The sequence below is a fragment of the Caulobacter sp. 602-1 genome (genome assembly GCF_003931565.1).
Lineage (GTDB): Bacteria > Pseudomonadota > Alphaproteobacteria > Caulobacterales > Caulobacteraceae > Caulobacter.
In genome coordinates, this window is sequence record NZ_RRYI01000004.1 from 399,455 (window position 1) to 418,706 (window position 19,252).

Sequence of the window (19,252 nt, forward strand, 5' to 3'; positions counted from 1 at the left end):
CACGGCTCGACCTATTGCTACCGAAGCGCCCGTTGGGCCGACACTGTACGCTCGGCGGCTTTTGGGTCGCCAAGATCGGCGACGGGCTCGCACAAGGTCGAAGGCGGCCTAGACCAACGGATAGGGCCGCCGTACCGGGGGCGCGGGCCGCGCGGTCCGCTGTGAGACCGGCGAACGGGCTTCGCTGCGCCTCTTGCCGTCGTCAAAACGACCGTCCACGCGAAAGAGGGGCGCCCAGGGGGCTCGTTCGTGGGAGGAGAAGGCGGACGGTGCGCGATAAAACTCCGCCTATGACGTTCTGCTGCGCCTCCCGTACCGACCGCACCGTCCTCGCCGCATGGGCCGAGGCCTCATGACCGTACTTTTTCGCGCCCTGGGGCAGGATGATTGCGGGGACCTAGTCGACTTGGCCGCGGAAGCGGTGGTCGTCACCGACCCCGCAGGGGTGATCCGCTACTGGAACCCGGCGGCCGAGGCGCTGTACGGATGGCCGGCCATGGCCATGGTCGGGCTGCCGTTGCGCGAGATGGCCGACGATCCCGTGCGCGACGCCGAGCAATGGGCGCTCCTGGTCCAGGAAGGCGCCTGGGCCGGTGAGGTCGCGCGCCGCAGCGCCGCCGGCCGGATCGTCGGCGCGCGGGTGCGGCGAACGCTCAGGCGCCATCCTGACGGTAGCTTGAGGGATGTGGTGGAGTACGGCCAGCCCGTCCGCTTGTCTGCGCACGAAACCGCCCTGGACCCCATCGCCGACCTCCGGCGGACGACGGCGGCCTGCTGGGAACTGGATACGCTGGCCAGCACCCAGGCCCAGGGCCTGACCCTGCTCGACGCGTGCCGCATCATAGACGCCAACGCCCGTACCGTGCGCCTGTTCGGCGGCATGGCCGACCGCGACCAGATGATCGGTCGCCCGCTGACCGACTATTGGCCGGCCGAGAGTCGCGACGACATTGCCCGACTGATCGCTGAGGTCCGGCTGCGCCCGATCGGCTCGCCCCTGGTCCGTACGCTTGGACCCTACGGGCGCCTGGCGGGTGCGACCGCGACGGCCTGGCGATCAGTCGAACCCGGTCGCTCCAACAGCCTGTTCCTGATGATCAACGGCGCGGTCAGCGACGACCGCACCGCCTGGGAGCTGCAGGCGAGCGAGGATCGCTACAGGAAGCTCATCCATTTCACGCCGGTGCCGTTGCTCTATGTCGACGCCCGCCACTCGGGCGAGGCGCTCGAACGGCTTCGCGCGCAGGGCGTGACCGACATCGCCGCCTATCTCGACGACCATCCCGAGCTTGTCGAACACGCCAAGGACATCGTCCTCGTCACCGAGGTCAACGAAGCGGCCGTGCGGTTGTTCGGAGCCAGCAGCGCCGCCGAGCTGGTCCAGTCGGTGCGCTATCTCTTCTCGGCCACCCCCAAGATGGCCAACCGCGTGATGCGCGCCCATTTCGAGGGCCGCCGGAACTATTTTGAGCAGGCCAAGCTGCGGACGTTCGATGGGCGCCTGCGCGATGTCGTGCTGTCGGTGACCTATCCCGCACCGCCGGAATACCTCGACACGACCTTCATCACGCTCGAAGACGTGACCGAGCGCCTTCGAACCGAAGCCGAGCTGCGCAGGCTCCAGGCCAACTTCGCCCATGCGGCGCGACTTTCGACCCTGGGGGAACTGGCGGCTTCGATCGCCCACGAGGTCAACCAGCCGCTTTCGGCGATCATGACCAATGCCGACACCAGCCTGCGATGGCTGGGCCAGCAGGAGCCCAACCTGGAAAAGGCCCGTCTGCTGACCGAGCGCATCGCCGCCAGCGCCGGACGCGCGAGCCAGATCATCGAGCGGATCCGCGGCATGGCGATGAAGCGCGAGCCGCAGCGGACGCGACTGGACGTCCGCGCGACGATCGAGGAGGCCGTGATGATCGTCCGGCACGAGATCGAGGCCAAGGGCATCACGCTGATGATGGCGCTCCAGCACGACCTGCCCGCCATCCACGGCGACCGGATCCAGTTGCAGCAGGTCGTCGTCAACCTGCTGGTCAACAGCGTGCAGGCGATCGATCTTTACGGCTCCGAACGGCGCGAGATTCATCTCTCGGCTTCTCCGGCGCCAACGGGCGTGGCGATCGCCATCCACGACAGCGGGCCCGGCATCGCGGCCGAACACCTGGCCAGCGTCTTCGACGGCTTCTTCACGACCAAGGACAGCGGTATCGGCATTGGCCTGGCCATCTGCCAGTCGATCATCACCGAGCACGCCGGGACCATCTCGGCCGCCAACCACGCCGCGGGCGGGGCCATGTTCACGATCTTACTGCCGCTAGATCATCCTTCGGCCTGATCGACCGTCCCGGGCCAGCCGTGCGCCCGTCGCCAGGCGTGCGGCGGCGCGCCGAAGCGGCGGTGGAAGAGCCGGGTCAGATGCGACTGGTCGGTCATCCCGCATGCCAGCGCGATGTCGCTGATCGGCTGGCGGGTGCTCCGCAGGAGCGTGCGGGCGCGTTCGAGCCTGGTGGCGGTGACATATTGCGAGAACGGGCGCCCGAACGTCTTCTTGAACGCGCGGGAAAAATGGCTGGTGCTGACGCTGACGAGGGCGGCCATTTCCTGGAGACGCAAAGGGGCGTCCAGGCTTTGCGCCAGGTGGATTTCAAGGCGCTTGACCTGCCAGGGCGCAAGTCCCCCAGTGTAGACGATCGTCGCTGGAGGCTGCACGCTCTTCGTCAGAGCGCCGCTGAGCGTGTTTCCGGCGCCGTCCTGCCCTGTCGACACGCCGCCGAGCGCGTGCGCCATAAGGGCGGTGAGGTTGGGCAGGGGCAGGCTGGATGTCTCGTTGAAGTCGGTCGCTGGCATGGCGGCGGTTCCGTGGCTCTCTTCAGTCCACCGGCCAATGGCGACGGCGGGTTCAAGCAAACGGTAGGCGCGGCGCGGACCTGCATCGATCCGGCGAAAAGGCAGGCCGATCCTATGCCTGCGGATAGGGTTGGATGTCGCCGCGTCTAATGCGCCAACCGGTCAACCTGCTCGGCGACGAAATCTGAGAACAGGCGCGCCCTGAGCGGCTGAAAGCGGCCGAAGGCGTGCAGGATCCTCAAGGGCACGATCGGAAGGGAACTGTTGGCCATGACGACCTCGAGCCGCCCGGCCCGAAGATCCTCGTCGACGGTCCAGCGCAGCAATTGGGCCACGCCCACGCCGTTGATCGCAGCCGACCTCAGCGCAAAGCCGCTGTCGCAGTCGAGGACGCCTTCCGGGCGCAGCGTGACGCCGTTGGCGAACCGGATTGGGAAGAGCTCGCCGTGGAGGCGGTAGCGGACGTGCCGGGCGGCCGCCAGGTCCGCGAGGGTTTCGGGCCGGCCATGGCGGTCGAGATGCTCGGGCGAGGCCACCAGAACCAGGGGCGCGGCGCCAAGCGGGCGTGCGACGAGATCGGGATCGGGCGCGACGCCCGCCCTGAGCGCCAAGTCGTAGCCTTCGCGGACGAGGTCGACGTGGCGGTCGCTCAGGTCCACCTCCAACCTGACGCCCGGATTGCGCGGGATGAAGATCCGGGTCAACGGATCGAGCAGCAGTCGGCCAAGGTCCGTGGGAAGGGAAACCCTTAGCCGCCCCTCGGCCGAGCGCGTGCGAACCACGTCCTGCGCCTCGGCCAAGGCGCGTAGCAGCGGGGCGACGCGCTCGAAATAGGCCGCGCCCTCGACGGTCGTGGCGACGCTGCGTGTCGACCGCACGAACAGGCGCACGCCAAGCCGGCGCTCCAGCCGCCCGATGCTCTTGGACACCGACGAGGGCGTCGTTCCGGCCCGCCGCGCCGCCGCGCTGAACGAGCCGGTCTCCACGGCGTCGATGAAGGCCGACAGGCCTGCGGCATGGTCCAGGGGATCGATCATCTGGGCCAGGATGGAACAGGCCCTGTGCCGCCGGCTTGTCTTATCCGATCCACATTCACGGCCATCTGGGACGGTGCAATCAACCCATCGCCTGGAGGCGTAAGAACAGTGGACACCCTCAAGAACAAGGTCGCCGTGATCACCGGCGGCGCCAGCGGCATCGGCCTGGCCTCGGCCAAGCTCTTCGCGGCGGAAGGCGCGCAGGTCGTCGTCACCGGACGTCGCGCCGAGGCGGTCGAGGCCGCGGTCGCCCAGATTGGTCCCGCCGCCCTGGGCCTGGTCGGCGACGTGGCCGACATCGGCCACCATAAGGCGGTCGCCCAGGCCGTCCGCGAGCGGTTCGGCGGTCTGGACGTCTACATGGCCAATGCCGGCGTCAACACGATCATGCCGTCGCCAGAGGTCACCGAGGCCGAATACGACGCCCAGTTCGCGGTCAATGCGCGGGGCGTGTTCTTTGGCGTCCAGAAGATCGAACCGCTGCTGCGCGACGGGGGCGCGATCCTGCTGACCGGGTCGATCGCCAGCCAAAAGGCGCTGCATGGCCATGCCGCCTATGCCGGCTCCAAGGCCGCGCTGGAGGCCTTCGCCCGAGTCTGGGCGCTCGAGCTGAAGGACCGCGGCGTTCGGGTTAACGTGCTAAGCCCTGGTCCGACGGACACCGCCATCCTGGGCAAGCTGGGCGTGGGGCCTGAGCAACGCGACGCCTTCGAGGCCGGCATGGCCGAGCGCATACCGCTCGGGCGTCTGGCGCGCCCCGAGGAGTTGGCGCGCGCGGCCCTGTTCCTGGTTTCAGACGCGGGCAGCTTCATCACGGGCGTCAACCTGGCGGTCGACGGCGGCATGACCATGCTCTGACTAAGATGTGGCGGCCGCCTAGACCTTGGGAGGGGGCGACCTCTCCCTTCCGCGAGATGGGCGGCCGCCGCCGGACGCCGCATGGTCGGGACGACGAGGCGTTGGCCTCGAACCCACGGAGTTCTCCATGCGCAATTCCCTCAAGGCCGCAATGCTCGGCCTGGCCCTGCTCCTGCCGGCCGCGGGCCAGGCGGCGCCCCCCGCCGTCAAGCCCACCATCGTGCTGGTGCACGGCGCCTTCGCCGACGCCTCGGGGTGGAACGACGTCGTGACCAAGCTCAGCCGGGACGGCTATACGGTCATCGCCGCCGCCAATCCGCTCCGCGACCTGAAGTCGGACGCCCAGTCGGTGTCGGCCCTGGTCAAGTCGATCAACGGCCCGGTGGTGCTCGTCGGCCATTCCTATGGCGGCGAGGTGATCACCGAGGCGGCGAACGGCCAATCCAACGTCACGGCCCTGGTCTATGTCGCCGCCTTCCTGCCGGAAGCGGGGGAATCGGCCAAGTCGTTGTCGGCAAAGTTCCCGGGCGCCACCCTGGGCGAAGCGCTGTCCACGGTGACCCTGCCCGACGGCGACGAAGACCTCTATATCCAACCGGCCAAGTTCCACGCCCAGTTCGCCGCGGACGTTCCGGCCGCGAAGGCGGCGCTGATGGCGGCCAGCCAGCGCCCGATCACCGGACGGGCGCTTTCGGACATGGCCACCGCCCCGACCTGGAAACGCCTGCCGTCCTACGTCATCTACGGCACCGCCGACCGCAACGTCCCGGCGCAGGTCGAAGCGTTCATGGCCGCTCGGGCCCAGGCCCGCAAGACCGTGGTCGTCGAGGGCGGCTCCCACGCCCTGCTCGTGTCGCAGCCGGCCAAGGTCGCCGCCTTGATCGAAGACGCGGCCTCGGCGCGCTGAAGCTGGGAACGAGGCCATGACCATGGATCAAGCCGGCGCCCGCCAACGGGAGGTCATGGCCTATGACGTCGTGATCGTCGGGGCGGGCCCCTCGGGGCTCGCCGCGGCGATACGCCTGAAGCACCTGGCCAAGACCGCCGGTGTCGACCTCTCGGTGGCGGTGATCGAGAAGGGCTCCGAGGTCGGGGCCCACACAATCTCGGGCGCGGTGATCGACCCGGTCGGCCTCTCCGAGCTTTTCCCCGACTGGAAGCTCCTGGGCGCGCCGCTGGAGACGCCGGTATCGTCCGACCGCTTCCTGCTGCTGGGACGCAGGGGGTCGTTCAAGATCCCGATTTGGCTGATGCCGCCCTACGTCCACAACCGTGGAAACTACATCGCGTCGCTGGGCGTGCTGTGCCGCTGGTTGGCGACCCAGGCCGAAGCCCTGGGCGTCGAGATCTATCCCGGCATGGCCGCCTCGGACCTCGTCCTCGACACGAGCGGCGCCGTCAAGGGCGTGGTCGCCGGCGTCTTCGGCGTCGGCCGCGATGGAAAGCCCGGGCCTGCGTTCGAGCCGGGCGTCGAGCTCCACGGGCGTTACGTGATGATCGCCGAAGGCGCGCGCGGGTCGCTCGCCAAGCAGCTCATCGCCCGCTTCGGCCTGGACAGGGCAAGCCAACCGCAGAAGTACGGCATCGGGCTGAAGGAGCTCTGGCAGGTGCCCGAGGCGGTCTTCCGGCCCGGCTTCGTCCAGCATACGCTGGGCTGGCCGCTGGACGACAAGACCGGCGGCGGCAGCTTCCTCTACCATTTCGGCGACCGATACGTGTCCGTCGGCTTCATCGTCCACCTCGACTACAAGAACCCCTGGCTGTCGCCCTTCGACGAGTTCCAGCGCGCCAAGCAGCACCCGGCGATCGCCAAGCACCTGGCGGGCGGCCGCCGGATCGCCTATGGCGCGCGAGCCGTGATCGAAGGCGGCTTCCAGTCGACGCCGCGGCTCTATTTCCCCGGCGGGGTTCTGCTCGGTGATGCGGCGGGATTGCTGAATTTCCCGAGGATCAAGGGGAGCCACAACGCCATCACCAGCGGAAGGCTCGCGGCGGAAGCGGCGTTCGCGGCGCTGCGCGCAGGCCGGGGCCGTGACACGCTGGTCGAATACGAGGAAGCTTACGAGGGCTCCAGGATCTGGCGGGAGCTGCATACGGTGCGCAACGTCAAACCGCTATGGTCGCGGTTCGGGACGATATTTGGCAACCTTCTGGGCCTGATCGAGATGTTCACCACCCGCTTCGACGGCTTCTCGTTCTTCGGCACGCTCAAGCACGGCGGGACGGATGCCGCCGCGACGGGACTGGCCGCCGACCACCGGCCCATCGCCTATCCCAAGCCCGACGGGGTGCTGTCGTTCGACAAGCTCTCGAGCGTGTTCCTCTCGAACACCCATCACGCCGACGACCAGCCGTCGCACCTGAAGCTGAAGGATCCCTCGATCCCCATTGGCGTAAACCTGCCGAAATATGGGGAACCGGCTAGGCTCTACTGCCCGGCGGGCGTCTACGAGGTGCTCTACGACGAGCAGGGCGCCAATCCGCGCTTCCAGGTCAATTTCCAAAATTGCGTGCATTGCAAGACCTGCGACATCAAGGATCCGTCGCAGAACATCACCTGGACGACGCCCCAGGGCGGCGACGGGCCCAACTATCCGAACATGTGAGGGACCATGAACGCGCGGCCGACCCGGATTTTGCTCCAGACCACGATCGCCAAAACCGAAGACGACTGGTCCATCGCGCGGTTTGGCCTGCTCCGCGACCTCCTGGCGGCCGCGACCGACGACGCTGGCCGGCCGCTCTACGCGGTCGAGGCCCGCGACCGGGCGGCCATGGGCGAGCCCGACCCGGTGCTGTCGCGCCTGGACGAGAGCGACTTCGATCAACTCTGGCTGTTTGCGGTCGATGTCGGCGATGGCCTGACGGAGGCCGATTGCGGCGCCATCTCGCGGTTCCGCGCCGCCAGCGGCGGCATGATGGTGACGCGCGACCATATGGACCTTGGATCCTCGGTCTGCACCCTGGGCGGCGTCGGCGCCGCGCACCACTTCCACACGCGCAATCCCGAGCCGGATACCGGCCGGCATATCCGCGACGATGAAGAGACGCAGGCGATCTCCTGGCCCAACTACAGGTCCGGCGCCAACGGCGACTACCAGCTCATCCGACCCCTGGAGCCGCTACATCCCGTGCTGGCCGACCCCGCTTCGCCGACAGGGGCCCTCCGCTACCTGCCGGCCCATCCCCACGAGGGCGCGGTGATGGCGCCGAAGGACGCCGATGCCCGGGTGATCATGACCGGGCGCAGCCAGAGCACCGGCCGGGACTTCAACCTCGCGGTCGCGTTCGAGGGGGACGCGCAGGGCGGACGCGCGATCGCCCAGAGCACCTTCCACCACTTCACCGACTACAACTGGGACCTGTCGCGGGGCTGCCCCAGCTTCGTCTCCGAAACCCCGGGCGAGGGCATGGCCCGCGAGCCGCAAGCCCTGCGCGACACGCACCGTTACGTCCTCAACATCGCCGCGTGGCTGGGCCGGCGGCCTTGAGGCTTGCCGGCCCGTGGCTAAAGACGCCTAGAGCTGGATGATCCCGCGCCGCGCCGCGATGGTGACGGCGTGGGTGCGGTCGGCGACGTTGAGCTTGGTGAAGATGGCCTTCAGGTAGCCCTTCACCGTCTCCTCGGAGATGCCCAGCTCGAAGGCGATCTGCTTGTTGGCCTTGCCGATCGCCACCAGCTGCAAGACCGCGACCTCCCTCTCGCTCAACCCGTCGTCCAGGATGTGCAAGGCGATCTCGTCGGCGATGTTTCGATGCAGGTAACGCCGCCCCTGGCTAACGCTGTGGATGGCGTCGAGCATCTCGGTGCGCAGGCTGCTCTTGAGCAGATATCCCATGGCGCCGGCCTTGAGGGCCCGGACCGCCTGGACGTCGCCGTCGTAGGTGGTGAGGACCACGATGCAGGCGTTCGGCTGTTCGTCGCGGATCGCCTTGATGGCCTCCACCCCGCCCATTCCGGGCATCTGGAGATCCATGAGGGTCACGTCGGGCTGCAGGACGCGGTACTGCTCGATGGCCTCGGCGCCGTCCCGCGCCTCGCCCACCAGCTGCATGTCGTCGCGGTCTTCCAGGATCGCGGCCACGCCCTCCCGAAGGATGGGATGATCGTCGACCACGAGGATACGGATGGGACGCGCACTGAGCTCAGACAACGGGGGATCTCCCGAAAAGGCGGAGGAGGGACGAAAGCCGCGACCTGGCGGACGCCTTGTCGGCGTAGGCTAGTTTCGCGGGGATCTTGACGGTGATTTCGGCGCCGGCGCCGGCGCAATTGGCGATCGACAGTCGACCGCCGATCCGCTGGGCGCGCTCGCGCAGGCCCACGAGGCCGAAGTGCCCGGGCTTGTGGCCCCGCGCGACGACATCGGCCGGAATGCCCACCCCGTCGTCGCAGATGCGCACGGTCAGCTGCTGATCGGTGAAATGGATAGTCACGTCGACGGTCTGGGCCTTGGCGTGACGCGCGATGTTGAACAGCGCCTCGCCGGCGATCCGGCCGAGTTCGGCGGCCACCAACGGGTGGACCGCGCGCGAAGCGCCTTCGGTGACGACATGCACCGGAATAGGCGGATCGAACCCGGCGGCCGCCCCGCGTTCCTCCAGGATGGCGGCCAGGTCGCTGGGACTTTCGGCCACGCGCAGGTCCCGCACCCGATTACGCCCGTCGATGATCACGTCGTCCGCGCGCTTCAAGGCCGACTCCAGCAACTCGCGGGATCTGGTGTCCGGCGGCATCTTGTTGGCGACGGACTGGAAGCGAAGGACCAGGCCCTGCACGCTCTGCAGCAGGGTGTCGTGCAGTTCGCGGGCGATGCGCTCGCGCTCGCTCAGCCGGGCTTCGTGGCCGACGTGGATCCGCTGTTCCATCTGCGCCAGCCGCAGCCGGTAGAAGAGCCAAAGCAGTGTCGCCGCCGCGAGGACGCAAAGGGCGATGAACCACGGCGACTGAAGGAACGTCGGCGGTATCTCGATGGCGACCGTCGCGCCCTCCCGGTTCCAGACCCCCTCGTTGCTGGCGGCGATCACCTGGAAGCGGTACTTGCCCGGCTTGAGGTTCGTATAGAAGGCTTGGCGCCGGGGACCCGGGTCGATCCAGTCCTTGTCGAAGCCCTCGAGCCGGTAGCGCACGCTCACCTGGCGCGGATCGGCGAAGCTGAGGACGGCGTAGTCGATCTCCAGGCTCGAGATTCCCTTCACGAGCCGAAGCGCCGTCGGGTCGCGGACCAGGCGGCCGCCACCGACCACCGAGCGCACCGCGACGCCAGGGGGCAGGTTGGTGCGCGTGATACGCCGTGGGTCCATCCACATCGTCCCCGTTTCGGTCGCGACCCAAAGGCGGCCGTCGCCGCCCTGGACGAGAGTTCGCTGGCTATGGGAATGGGGGCGGCCCGTCAGGCCGTCGCCGAAGCCGAGCGACAAGCTGGGCGGGGGCAGGGCATGGTTGGCGAACGCACGCTCCAGATCCGGCGAGGCGATGCGCACCAAGGCGCGAGGATAGGCCAGCCACGTGCCGCCCTCGGTCTGGACCACGCCGCTGATGCGCCCGCCCGGACCCTTGTCCGACGCGATCGTATCGACGCGCTCGTCCTTGAACCGCGAAAGTCCGAAGGCCCCGGCGGCCAGAACCTCGCCGTCGGCCGTAGGGTAGAGGGTCACCGCGGTCGGATCTCGGCCTTGCGCCAGGGGAGAGAAGCGCGGCGCTGGACCATCCAGCCAGGCCAGGCGCCGCAACGACCACTGCACGACGACCCGGCCGCGAGCGTCGCGCACCATGGTCATGGGATGGAAGCCCTCGCCGTCAGGCTGCTGGAACATCGTGCTCCACCGCCCGTCGCTATAGCGAAGCAGCCCGCCCGCCGCGGCGGAGATCCAATAGTCCCCGCGCAGGTCGAAGGCGCAGTCATAGACGATGCTGTCGGTGTCGGGACGGCTGAAGGTCCGGATCGTACGACCGTCCCGCAGGACGACGATGCGGGTCGCGAACGCCACCCACACCGCGCCGTCGGGCGCTTCGCACAGGCTCTGCGGTTCTTGGCCGCGCAGGATCACCCTGGGCTCGCCGCCGAGGGGGACGCGATAAATCGCGTCGGCCTCGCCGATGTAGACGCTGCCGTCGGAGGCCGACAGCAGTTTGTCCCCGAAGGCGGCGGGCCGCGCCAGCAGGGGCTCGGACCTGAGGGTCGCCGGCCGCAGCTTGTCCAAGCCCTTTTCGGACCCGACCCAGATATTGCCCTCCCGGTCTTCGAACACCTGGTTGGTCAGGTCGGACGAGAGACCGTCCCTTCCGTGCCGCGCCTCGATCGGGGGCGGGGCGCGCGCCCCCCAGGCGGACGCGGCGGCGGCCACGCGCTGGACTCCGTCGTAGCGGGTGGCGATCCACAAGTTTCCGCCGCGGTCGAACAGCGGCGCACCGCGGATTTGCGCGCCGTCGGTGCGGTACGGCGGCCCCGGAGCGGGCTGGCCCCGTCCGCCGGGGCCGGTCAGCGGGTAGCTGCCGCCGCGTTCCGACAGCCAGACGCGCCCCTGGAAGTCCTGCGACAGCATGCCGTTGGCGCGGGGCGTGGCGCGCACGACCTCGAAACGGCGTCCGCCGAAAGGCAGGCGGACGACGGCGTTGGTGAGGGAAACCCAGACCGCGCCGTCCGCGGCTGTCAGGAGGCTCAGCGCGTCATCGCGCGGTAGGCCCTGGCGGCTGTCGAACGCCTCCCAGCGCCCGTTCTGAACCCGGAGGACCTGGGCGTCGAAGCGGGCGGTCAGCGCCCAGACGGCGCCGTCGCGGCCCTCGGCCATCGACACCACGCGGTCGGGCGCGGGGGGCATCGCGGAGGGGCGGAGCGATCCGTCGCGATAGACCGCGAAACGGCGCGAGCCCGCGAAGCTGACCCAGATGTCGCCATTGCGCGCCGCCAGGATCGCGCTGGGAAGGTCGTCCTGGTCGGCGCGGCCATCGAGGGCGATGGGCTCGAAGGTGATCCCGTCGAAGCGGAACAGGCCCATGCCCGTGGCGAGCCAAAGATAGCCGTCCCGTCCCTGGGCGATCGCCGAGACCGGAGCGGGCGCCTCGGCCTCCTCCGTCCACCTTTGGTGCGTATAGTGGGTCAGCCGCCGGACTTGCTCGGCCGCAGGCGCCATCGCGGGATGGAGGGTCAGAACCGCGATGAGGACGGCCATGATCGATCGCACAATCGGATTCCGCAGCTTTCCTGACTCCGAGCGCCGGAGCAGGCCGTAGTTGCCGCTGTTCCTGGGGCCCCTGGCAAGCCCCAGTTGGGGGGGCGCAGCCCCCTCGGACAGGGCGGCCCTTGCGCCTGGTCCTGGCGTAGGGTCGACCACGTCTTGGCAAACCACCTCGTTCGAACCGCCGTACGCGCGACCCTGGCCGTCGCCCTCGCAACCGCGCCGTCGGCGTGGGCGGCCACGGTCGGTTCGGTCGACGTGCGCGCGGGCGATCTGGCGGTCGCCCTGGCCGACCTTGCGCGGCAGACCCGAATGGAGCTCTTCTTCGACCGCGAGCTCCTGCGCGGGCGAAGCGCGCCATCGGTGCGCGGTCGCCTGAGTGGCGAAACCGCCCTCTCCCGACTGCTGGCGGGCAGCGGACTTGCCTGGCGCAGGACCCCCGACGGCGTCCTTGTCATTTTCGCGCTCCCGCCTCCTGCGCCCCCGAAGATCGACCCGGGCGACGGCGCCGTGGCCGAGTTGCTGGTGGTCGGTCGCCGAACCCAGAACGCCGACATCCGCCGCACCGAAAACGACATCCAGCCCTACAAGGTCCTGGGATCGGACGCGCTTGCGACGGCCGCTCGCGGCACGCTGGACGAGGTTTTGCGCGTGGACGAGCCAGCCAACGCCCAGGCGGGTCCGTTGGCCCTGGGCGGCGGCGACGTCCGCTCAACGATCGACCTGCGGGGGTTTGGCGAGGCGTCGACCCTCGTGCTCGTCGATGGCCGACGCATGCCGTTCGTGCCTTCGCCGATCGGCGACTTCAGCCAGCCGGACGTCAACGCGATCCCGCCCGGCGCCGTCGACCGCATCGAGGTGCTCGCCAGCACGGCGGGCGGCATTTTCGGTCCGGGCGCGATCGGCGGCGTCGTCAACATCGTGCTTCGGCGGGACTATCGCGGCCTCTCCTTGACCGCCCAAGGCGGCGTCAGCGATCGCGGCGACGCAACCCAGTCCCGCCTCGAAGGCTGGCTGGGGTTCACGCCGGACGGTGGGCGCACCGACATCATGCTCTTCGTCTCGCACGGGCGGGCCGGCCCGCTCGAGACCGGGCGCAGGGGCTATGTCGAGGACGCCGCTAGCCTGCGCTTCGACAACAATCCGGCCGCCTACGCCGTTTCGCTGCCGATCCGAAACGGCGTCTCGGTCGCCAGCCTCGCCGGCGATCTCGTGCTGAAGACGGCCCAGGGCCCAAGGGCGCTCGGCTCGGCCTTCACCTTCCTGCCGCTGGGCTTTGAAGGCGCGCCCGCGCAGGCCGAGGCGGCGCTGGCCGCGAACGCCGGAAAGTTACCGGCGGACATCTCCGACGACCTCTCCGGCAAGCGCCGCTATATCGCCACCGCGCCAATCGCCACGTCCGGGCTTTTCAATGTCCGCCGCTGCCTGGGGGCTCGGGCCGAGTTCTTTGCGGACGGCCTCTACCTGCGCGACGCCGGTCGATGGGCCGGCGCCCGATCCGACGGAACCTTCCTCCTGTCGTCGGACGCCCCCGGCAATCCCTTCGCTCAGCCGATCGCGCTCAGTTTCCCCATCGGCGTCGTCAACGACCAGACCGCCTATACGATCGAGACCTCGCGCTGGACCCTGGGCGCGATCGTCGACCTGCCGGGCGGATGGAAGACGGCGATGGACTATACCGCCGGGCGGACCCGCTACCGGCGAGACGCCGCAAGCATCGGGGCGGAGCTCCTGACGGTGGTCTCCACGGGTCGGCCTGGGCCGGGCGGCGAGCCGCCGATCGCGCCGTTCGCAAGCTGGGCGGCGGTGGTCGCGGCGCTCCCGGCCTACTCGACCCCGAGCGAGCAACGACTCCGGCTCGACGGAAGGCTTCTCGACGCCTCGTTGCGCCTGTCGGGACCGCTGACGATCCTGCCGGGCGGGCCGCTGACCACCACCGTCGTGGTCGAGGCGAGGCGCGAACGCGTCGCCGACGCCGAAACGGTCCTGTTTGGACAGACCGTCCCCCTGCCGAGGCGCGTCGAGAAGGCGGGTTCGGCCTATCTGGAGCTGCGGGCGCCGCTTGGCTCTCTGGAAGCCGCCAACCCGCTGGTCAGGGGACTTGAAGCGCAGCTGGCGGTGCGACACGAACGGACGGTCCAGGAAGGCGCTGCGCAGATCCTGCCGTCCGGCGCCAACGCTTCCCGGTTCTCGAAGCGGCAGGACACGACCATGTTCACCCTGGGCGCACGGGTGGCGCCGACACGGCGGCTGCTCCTGCGCGCCAGCCTGGCGACCGGCGGTCGACCGCCCACGTTGGCCGACTTCCAGGGCGCCACGCTGTCAAAGCCGGCAGGCTCCGCGGCCGTGCCCGATCCGCGCCGGCCGGGCCGGACCCTTGGCGGCGAGGGATCCTGGGAACTCCTCACCGCCGGGTCGACGCGCGTCGGCCCCGCCAAGGCCACGAGCCTTTCGGTTGGATTCGTCGTCAATCCCGAGACACCCGACGCGCCGCGCCTCTCCGTCGACTATACGCGGATCTTGGCGTCCCACGAACCGGTGCGCTTCCTGCTGGATCCGGCCGGACTCCTGGCGGCCGAGCATCGCTATCCCGACCGGGTGATCCGCGCGCCCTTGACCGACGCCGATCGGGCGGCCGGCTACACCGTCGGACGGATCACCGTGCTCGACATGACCTTGATCAACACCGGCCGAACCAAGGTCGAGGCCGTCGACGTCAAGCTGGACTGGCCGCTTCCGGCCTGGCGCGAGGTCGAGACGCGCCTCTATGGCGCGGCGACCTGGGAGCCTCGTTTCACCACCGGCGGATCGCCCGGCGGGCGGGTCTACGACAAGGTGGGCTTTGCCGATGGTCCGCTGCGGTGGCGCGGCAACGTCGGCGCGGTTTGGCGCCGCGGGTCGGTGTCGGTCGATCTCAACGTCCAGTACTACGCCAGTTACCGCGTGAGCCTGGCCGACCCGTCGACGGTCGGGAACGCCCAGAACATCCTGGATCAGGGGCGTGATCGGGTTGCGGCCCAGGCCTATGCCGACCTCAGCCTGCACCGGCGGTTCAGCTCCTCGTCAAAGGCTTTCGGTTCGCCGGTCCTGGACGCGAGCCTCTCGATCCAGAACCTCTTCGACAAAAGTCCGCCGATCATGGCGTCGTTGCCCGATCTCGGCTTCAGCCCGTACGGCGATCCCCGTCGCCGGCGGATCGTGGCCTCGCTGTCGACGCGCTTCTAGCCGACGGCCTCGAACGGTGAGACCTCCGCTGCCTGGATGTGAAGCGGCAGCGACTGCCAGGCGCGCAGCAGATCCGCCACCGTCCGCACGCACATCTTGCGCATCATGCTGCTGCGGTGGAGTTTCACCGTCACCTCGCTGATCCCCAGCTCATAGGCGATGCACTTGTTAAGGCCGCCCTGCACGACGGCGGCCATCACCTGTCGTTCGCGAGGCGTCAACGCCGCATAGAGGTCGAGGGTCCGTCGCCGGGAAAGGCATTCGGCCCGCTGGCGGACATCGACAGCCAGCGCCAGCGACACCGCGTCGAGCAGGGTCTGGTCGCGAAAGGGCTTGGTCAGGAAGTCGATGGCCCCAGCCTTCATCGCCTTGGCCGTCATTGGGATGTCGCCGTGGCCGGTGAGGAAGATGATCGGCTTGCCCTCGCCACGGGCGATCAGCTGCTCCTGCAGCGCCAGGCCGCTGACGCCCGGCATCCGGACATCCAGGATCAGGCAACCGGGTTTGCCCAGCAGGTCGCCGTCGAACAATCGCTCGGCGGAGCCGAGGCCCAGCGCCAAGATCCCGACGGAGGCGAGCAGTTCGCATATCGAGGCGCGTACCTCATCGTCATCGTCGACGATGACCACGATCGGCTCCTCCTCATCCGCCGGCGACGCTGGCGCGGGCAGGGAAAGGCGACCGGCGTAGGCGATCACGTCGGGGCGCGACGCGTTGCCGTAGATGTTCTGGTCAAGCAGTGCAGGCATTACAGGGACCTCCTGCGCACCAAGAACGCAGCCCGTGGCCAAGCTCACACCGACGTGAAGAAAAAATCCGTCGTTCGTCGCCTGTACCGCAGCCGTCAGCGCGCGACGATCTCTGCGGCGCCGTCGGCGGCCATGCGCACCTTCAGGCCGTAGGCGTCGGCGACGGAGCGGGCGAAACGGACCGGATCGCCGGCTCGATACTGCCCGCTGATCCGGATCGCCGCCACGCTGGGGTCGAGGATCCCGACGCGGCCGCCGCCATAGCGGTTCACGGCGGCGGCGGCCTCGGAGAGCGGGGTCGAGGAGAAATCCAGGAGGGGCTTGCGCCACGCCAAGGCTTCGGCCAGGTCCGCTTGGCCGACCCTGTCTGCCCGCCCGGGCGCCGCGGTCACCTGCTGCCCCGGGCGGACGAGCAAGAGCGCCTGGCCGCTGCCCCCGGCGGGCGGCAAGGCGACCGCGCCCTTGGCGAGCGTGACCGTGATGGCGCCATCGTCGAGCCGAACGTCGAATTCGGTGCCGAGGTCTGTGATCGTGCGTCCGCCGGCCGCGACCTCGAACGGCCGTCCAGCATCGTGGACGACGCTGAAATAGGCCTCCCCGCGCAGGAGGCGCACGGCGCGACGTCCGGTCTGGTCGTCAACGGCGATGGCGGCGTTCGCCGCCAAGGTCACGCGGCTGCCGTCCGCCAAGGCGATGGTCTCCGGGACCTCGCCGCTGGCGTAGGTCGACGCCGAACTTGGCTGCGGGGCGACAAGCGATCGCCCGTCGAACATGTCCCGTATCCAGGGAACCGCCACCAGGGCGACGCCCACCACGACCGCGGCCGCGATCGCAGCGATGGTCCAGGCCGGCCGCTGGGGCCGCGCCTGGAGCGCATCCCGCCTCAGCGCCGCAAAGAGCGGATCATCCGCGACCGGTCCGTCGACCAGGTCCCAGAGCGCTGTGGCGTGGCCCCAGGCCTTTGCGTGCTCCACGGCCCCGTCGCGCCAGGCGACGAAGCCCGGGTCGCGTTCGATGTCGTGGCCGGCCTCGCGCCGCAGCAGCCATTCGGCGGCCGCGTCCTCCGCGGTCAAGGGATCCGTTCGAACGATGGCGCGGATCATCGGGCGTCCCTCGTGCGCGCCAGGATCCAGGCCATGGCTTTGAGCATGTGCTTGTCCACGGAGCTTGGCGATATGCCGAGCCGGCGGCCGACCTCGGGAGAAGACAGGCCCTCTATCCGCCGAAGTACGAACACCTGGCGGGTTCGCTCGGGAAGTTGCAGCAGGGCGACGCCGACGGCCTGCAGCGCCTCCTGTTCAAGGAGGGTCCGTTCGGGGCCCGGCGTCTGGCCGGCATGGATTTCGGGTTCGAAGGCGACGTGTAGCGCGGCGTGGCGCACCTTTCGCCGGCGTGCGCGGTCGGCGAGCACGCTCGCGGCGGTCTTGAAGACATAGCCCTCGAACTTCTCCAGTTCGCTGGCCGCTCCGCGCCTGACGATGCGAAGGAAGACGTCTTGCACCAGGTCGTCGACCTCGCTGAGGTTCCCGACCCGCCGAAAGAAGTACCGCACGAGGGCGCCGCGCAGGGACTCCGAGCGGCCGGCCAGGAAAAAGTCAGGGGTCGGTACGTCTTCGGCCGTGGGCCTGGGAGCGACGCGCCTGGAAGGCGGGTTCATCCTGGACGAGACGCCTCCATGCGCCGACGCAAACCTCAAGGCGGCTCTCTCGGCACGGCCGACGCCGAGCTCGATACGTCACCGCTAAGGTCTGAAAGCTAGCACCGGGGCTGACCGTCAGCGATCGGACCAAGGGCGGGCTGCGCCTATACTTTAGTATTGAGCCAAGGGTCTGGCGACGGCGCGCGGAACCTCGTCGGCCAGCGGCAACGCGCCCAGATTTCCGTTTCAGTCCAGTGCCTTGCCGTCCTCTGGCTTGGACGGGGCGGAGGACGCGCGTCGCTCCAGAGCCATTCTTGGTACAGCCCTTCGGGCGCCAAACGGTCCTACACGTCGCTCTCTTCAGCGGTCATGGAGCAATCGCGCCTCGGCGCCCAATCTCGGGCCGGGCCGCGAAGGGAATGCAGAGATGATGGCCGTGACCCGCGAGAAGATTGTGCATGCGCTCTACGAGGCGGCTGAACTCGAGCACTGCCTGATGTGCGCCTACCTCTACGCCATGTTCAGCCTGCGTGACGGAGAGGGCGAGGGGCTGAATGCCGAGGAAGCCGAAGCGGTCGCCAACTGGCGGCGCGCGATCCTGGGGATCTCGGTCGGGGAGATGAGCCATCTGATCGCCGTGTGGAACATCACGGCCGCCTTGGGCGCGGCGCCGCGCTTCGGTCGCGACAATCTCCCCCTAGCGCCAGGTGTCTTGCCGGCCAACCTGGTCGTCAGGCTCGCGCCTTTCAGCGACGCGGTGATCCAGCACTTCGTCTATCTCGAACGCCCCGAAGGCGCGGCTGAGCACGACGATCCGAGCTTCGAATCGGCCGAGGTCTTCTCCCGTCATGCGCCAGGGGTGCGCCTGACCCCGACCGGATATCAATACCGCAGCGTTGGCGAGTTCTATGAGGAGATCGCCGCCGACCTGCGCCGCCTGACGGCCCAGATCGGCGAGGAAGCCGTGTTCTGCGGCGATCCCCGGCTGCAGCTGACCCAAGCCGAATCCAAGCTTCCCGGCGCCACGCCCGTGACCAACCTTGAAAGCGCCCTGGCGGCGATTGAGCATATCGTCGTGGAAGGCGAGGGCGCGCCGCGGCACCGCGAAAACTCGCACTACGAGCGCTTCCGCCAGATCCGCGCCGAGATGCGGTCGCTGAAGGCGAAGAACCCGTCATTCTCTGCGGCCCATCCCAGCGCCGAAAATCCCGTCCTGCGCCGGCCGCCGGAGCCGCAAGGCCATGTCTGGCTCCATGACCGCGATGCGATCGCCACGGTCGATCTCGCCAACGCGACCTATGCCCTGATGATGAGACTGCTGGCCGCCGCCTACGGCCTGCCGGCCGGCTCGGACGAAAAGCTGCTGTATGTGCACAGCGCGGTGGGGCTGATGCAGGCCATGACGCCGCTGGCCGAGCGGGCCGCGCGCCTGCCGGCCGGACCCTCGTTCCCGGGGATCAATGCCGGCATGTCCTTCACGGCGCAGCGCAACGCCGCGGCGCTTCCTTCGGGCCCCAGCGCACGCCGCTTCTTCGCCGAGCGCATCCAGGAACTAAACGCCGCCGCGACCGCGCTCGACCGGAAAGACCCGCGCTGCGTGACGGCGTCCAACGTGCTGGACGCGCTCCGGTCCAAACTCCTCGCCGCTTTCGATGCGGACGCAAAGGCGGTGCAGACGTCCGCCTGAGGTCGCGCGGACGTCCCACCGGGGTGGACGA

The 19,252-nt window shown here is 69.1% G+C and carries 14 protein-coding genes; 7 read left to right on the top strand and 7 right to left on the bottom strand.

Features of this window, described 5'->3' with window-relative positions:
* Window positions 1-352: 352 nt before the first annotated feature.
* On the top strand, window positions 353-2,335 hold the full coding sequence (locus EIK80_RS14440; RefSeq protein ID WP_158624693.1) for an ATP-binding protein: 1,983 nt from the start codon (window positions 353-355) through the stop codon (window positions 2,333-2,335).
* Here EIK80_RS14440 and EIK80_RS14445 read toward each other — a convergent pair.
* Both EIK80_RS14445 and EIK80_RS14450 read right to left on the bottom strand, forming a co-directional pair.
* Window positions 2,320-2,847 (bottom strand): helix-turn-helix domain-containing protein, encoded by a 528-nt coding sequence (locus tag EIK80_RS14445; protein WP_125157698.1) that lies wholly within the window; start codon window positions 2,845-2,847, stop codon window positions 2,320-2,322. The two genes, EIK80_RS14440 and EIK80_RS14445, sit on opposite strands and share 16 nt — an antisense overlap.
* 146 nt (window positions 2,848-2,993) lie before the next feature.
* A complete protein-coding gene (locus tag EIK80_RS14450; protein WP_125157699.1) occupies window positions 2,994-3,884 on the bottom strand; it encodes a LysR family transcriptional regulator in 891 nt (296 codons plus the stop codon).
* Between the two features lie 108 nt (window positions 3,885-3,992).
* Here EIK80_RS14450 and EIK80_RS14455 point away from each other — a divergent pair, with 108 nt between their 5' ends.
* From EIK80_RS14455 to EIK80_RS14470, 4 genes are all read left to right on the top strand, one after another.
* Window positions 3,993-4,742 (top strand): SDR family oxidoreductase, encoded by a 750-nt coding sequence (locus EIK80_RS14455; protein ID WP_125157700.1) that lies wholly within the window; start codon window positions 3,993-3,995, stop codon window positions 4,740-4,742.
* A gap of 127 nt (window positions 4,743-4,869) precedes the next feature.
* Complete coding sequence (locus tag EIK80_RS14460) at window positions 4,870-5,649, top strand: alpha/beta fold hydrolase (RefSeq protein WP_233586632.1); 780 nt, start codon at window positions 4,870-4,872, stop codon at window positions 5,647-5,649.
* Window positions 5,650-5,665: 16 nt separating this feature from the next.
* On the top strand, window positions 5,666-7,348 hold the full coding sequence (locus tag EIK80_RS14465) for an electron transfer flavoprotein-ubiquinone oxidoreductase (RefSeq protein ID WP_233586635.1): 1,683 nt from the start codon (window positions 5,666-5,668) through the stop codon (window positions 7,346-7,348).
* A gap of 6 nt (window positions 7,349-7,354) precedes the next feature.
* Window positions 7,355-8,233: a hypothetical protein gene (locus EIK80_RS14470; RefSeq protein ID WP_125157701.1), complete on the top strand. Its 879-nt coding sequence runs from the start codon at window positions 7,355-7,357 to the stop codon at window positions 8,231-8,233.
* Between the two features lie 27 nt (window positions 8,234-8,260).
* On the opposite strand, the gene EIK80_RS14475 is transcribed toward EIK80_RS14470, so the two are convergent.
* The gene (locus tag EIK80_RS14475; protein WP_125157702.1) at window positions 8,261-8,896 is read right to left on the bottom strand and encodes a response regulator transcription factor; all 636 of its coding nucleotides are present in this window, start codon (window positions 8,894-8,896) and stop codon (window positions 8,261-8,263) included.
* Window positions 8,889-11,915: a sensor histidine kinase gene (locus EIK80_RS14480; RefSeq protein ID WP_233586642.1), complete on the bottom strand. Its 3,027-nt coding sequence runs from the start codon at window positions 11,913-11,915 to the stop codon at window positions 8,889-8,891. The genes EIK80_RS14475 and EIK80_RS14480 overlap by 8 nt, the downstream gene beginning before the upstream one ends.
* A gap of 165 nt (window positions 11,916-12,080) precedes the next feature.
* On the opposite strand from EIK80_RS14480, the gene EIK80_RS14485 reads away from it, so the two are divergent.
* Window positions 12,081-15,146 carry a TonB-dependent receptor gene (locus tag EIK80_RS14485; protein WP_125157704.1) on the top strand — a complete coding sequence of 1,022 codons (3,066 nt, stop codon included), beginning with the start codon at window positions 12,081-12,083 and terminating at the stop codon, window positions 15,144-15,146.
* On the opposite strand, the gene EIK80_RS14490 is transcribed toward EIK80_RS14485, so the two are convergent.
* From EIK80_RS14490 to EIK80_RS14500, 3 genes are all read right to left on the bottom strand, one after another.
* Window positions 15,143-15,895 carry a response regulator transcription factor gene (locus EIK80_RS14490; protein ID WP_125157705.1) on the bottom strand — a complete coding sequence of 251 codons (753 nt, stop codon included), beginning with the start codon at window positions 15,893-15,895 and terminating at the stop codon, window positions 15,143-15,145. The two genes, EIK80_RS14485 and EIK80_RS14490, sit on opposite strands and share 4 nt — an antisense overlap.
* Window positions 15,896-15,990: 95 nt before the next feature.
* Window positions 15,991-16,998, bottom strand: a complete 1,008-nt coding sequence (locus tag EIK80_RS14495) for a FecR family protein (RefSeq protein WP_125157706.1) — start codon at window positions 16,996-16,998, stop codon at window positions 15,991-15,993.
* Window positions 16,995-17,552, bottom strand: coding sequence for an RNA polymerase sigma factor (locus tag EIK80_RS14500; protein ID WP_125157707.1), 558 nt, complete (start codon window positions 17,550-17,552; stop codon window positions 16,995-16,997). Before EIK80_RS14500 ends, EIK80_RS14495 begins: the two co-directional genes overlap by 4 nt.
* A gap of 256 nt (window positions 17,553-17,808) precedes the next feature.
* On the opposite strand from EIK80_RS14500, the gene EIK80_RS14505 reads away from it, so the two are divergent.
* Window positions 17,809-19,221: a ferritin-like protein gene (locus tag EIK80_RS14505; RefSeq protein ID WP_125157708.1), complete on the top strand. Its 1,413-nt coding sequence runs from the start codon at window positions 17,809-17,811 to the stop codon at window positions 19,219-19,221.
* The last annotated feature ends 31 nt before the right edge of the window (window positions 19,222-19,252 follow it).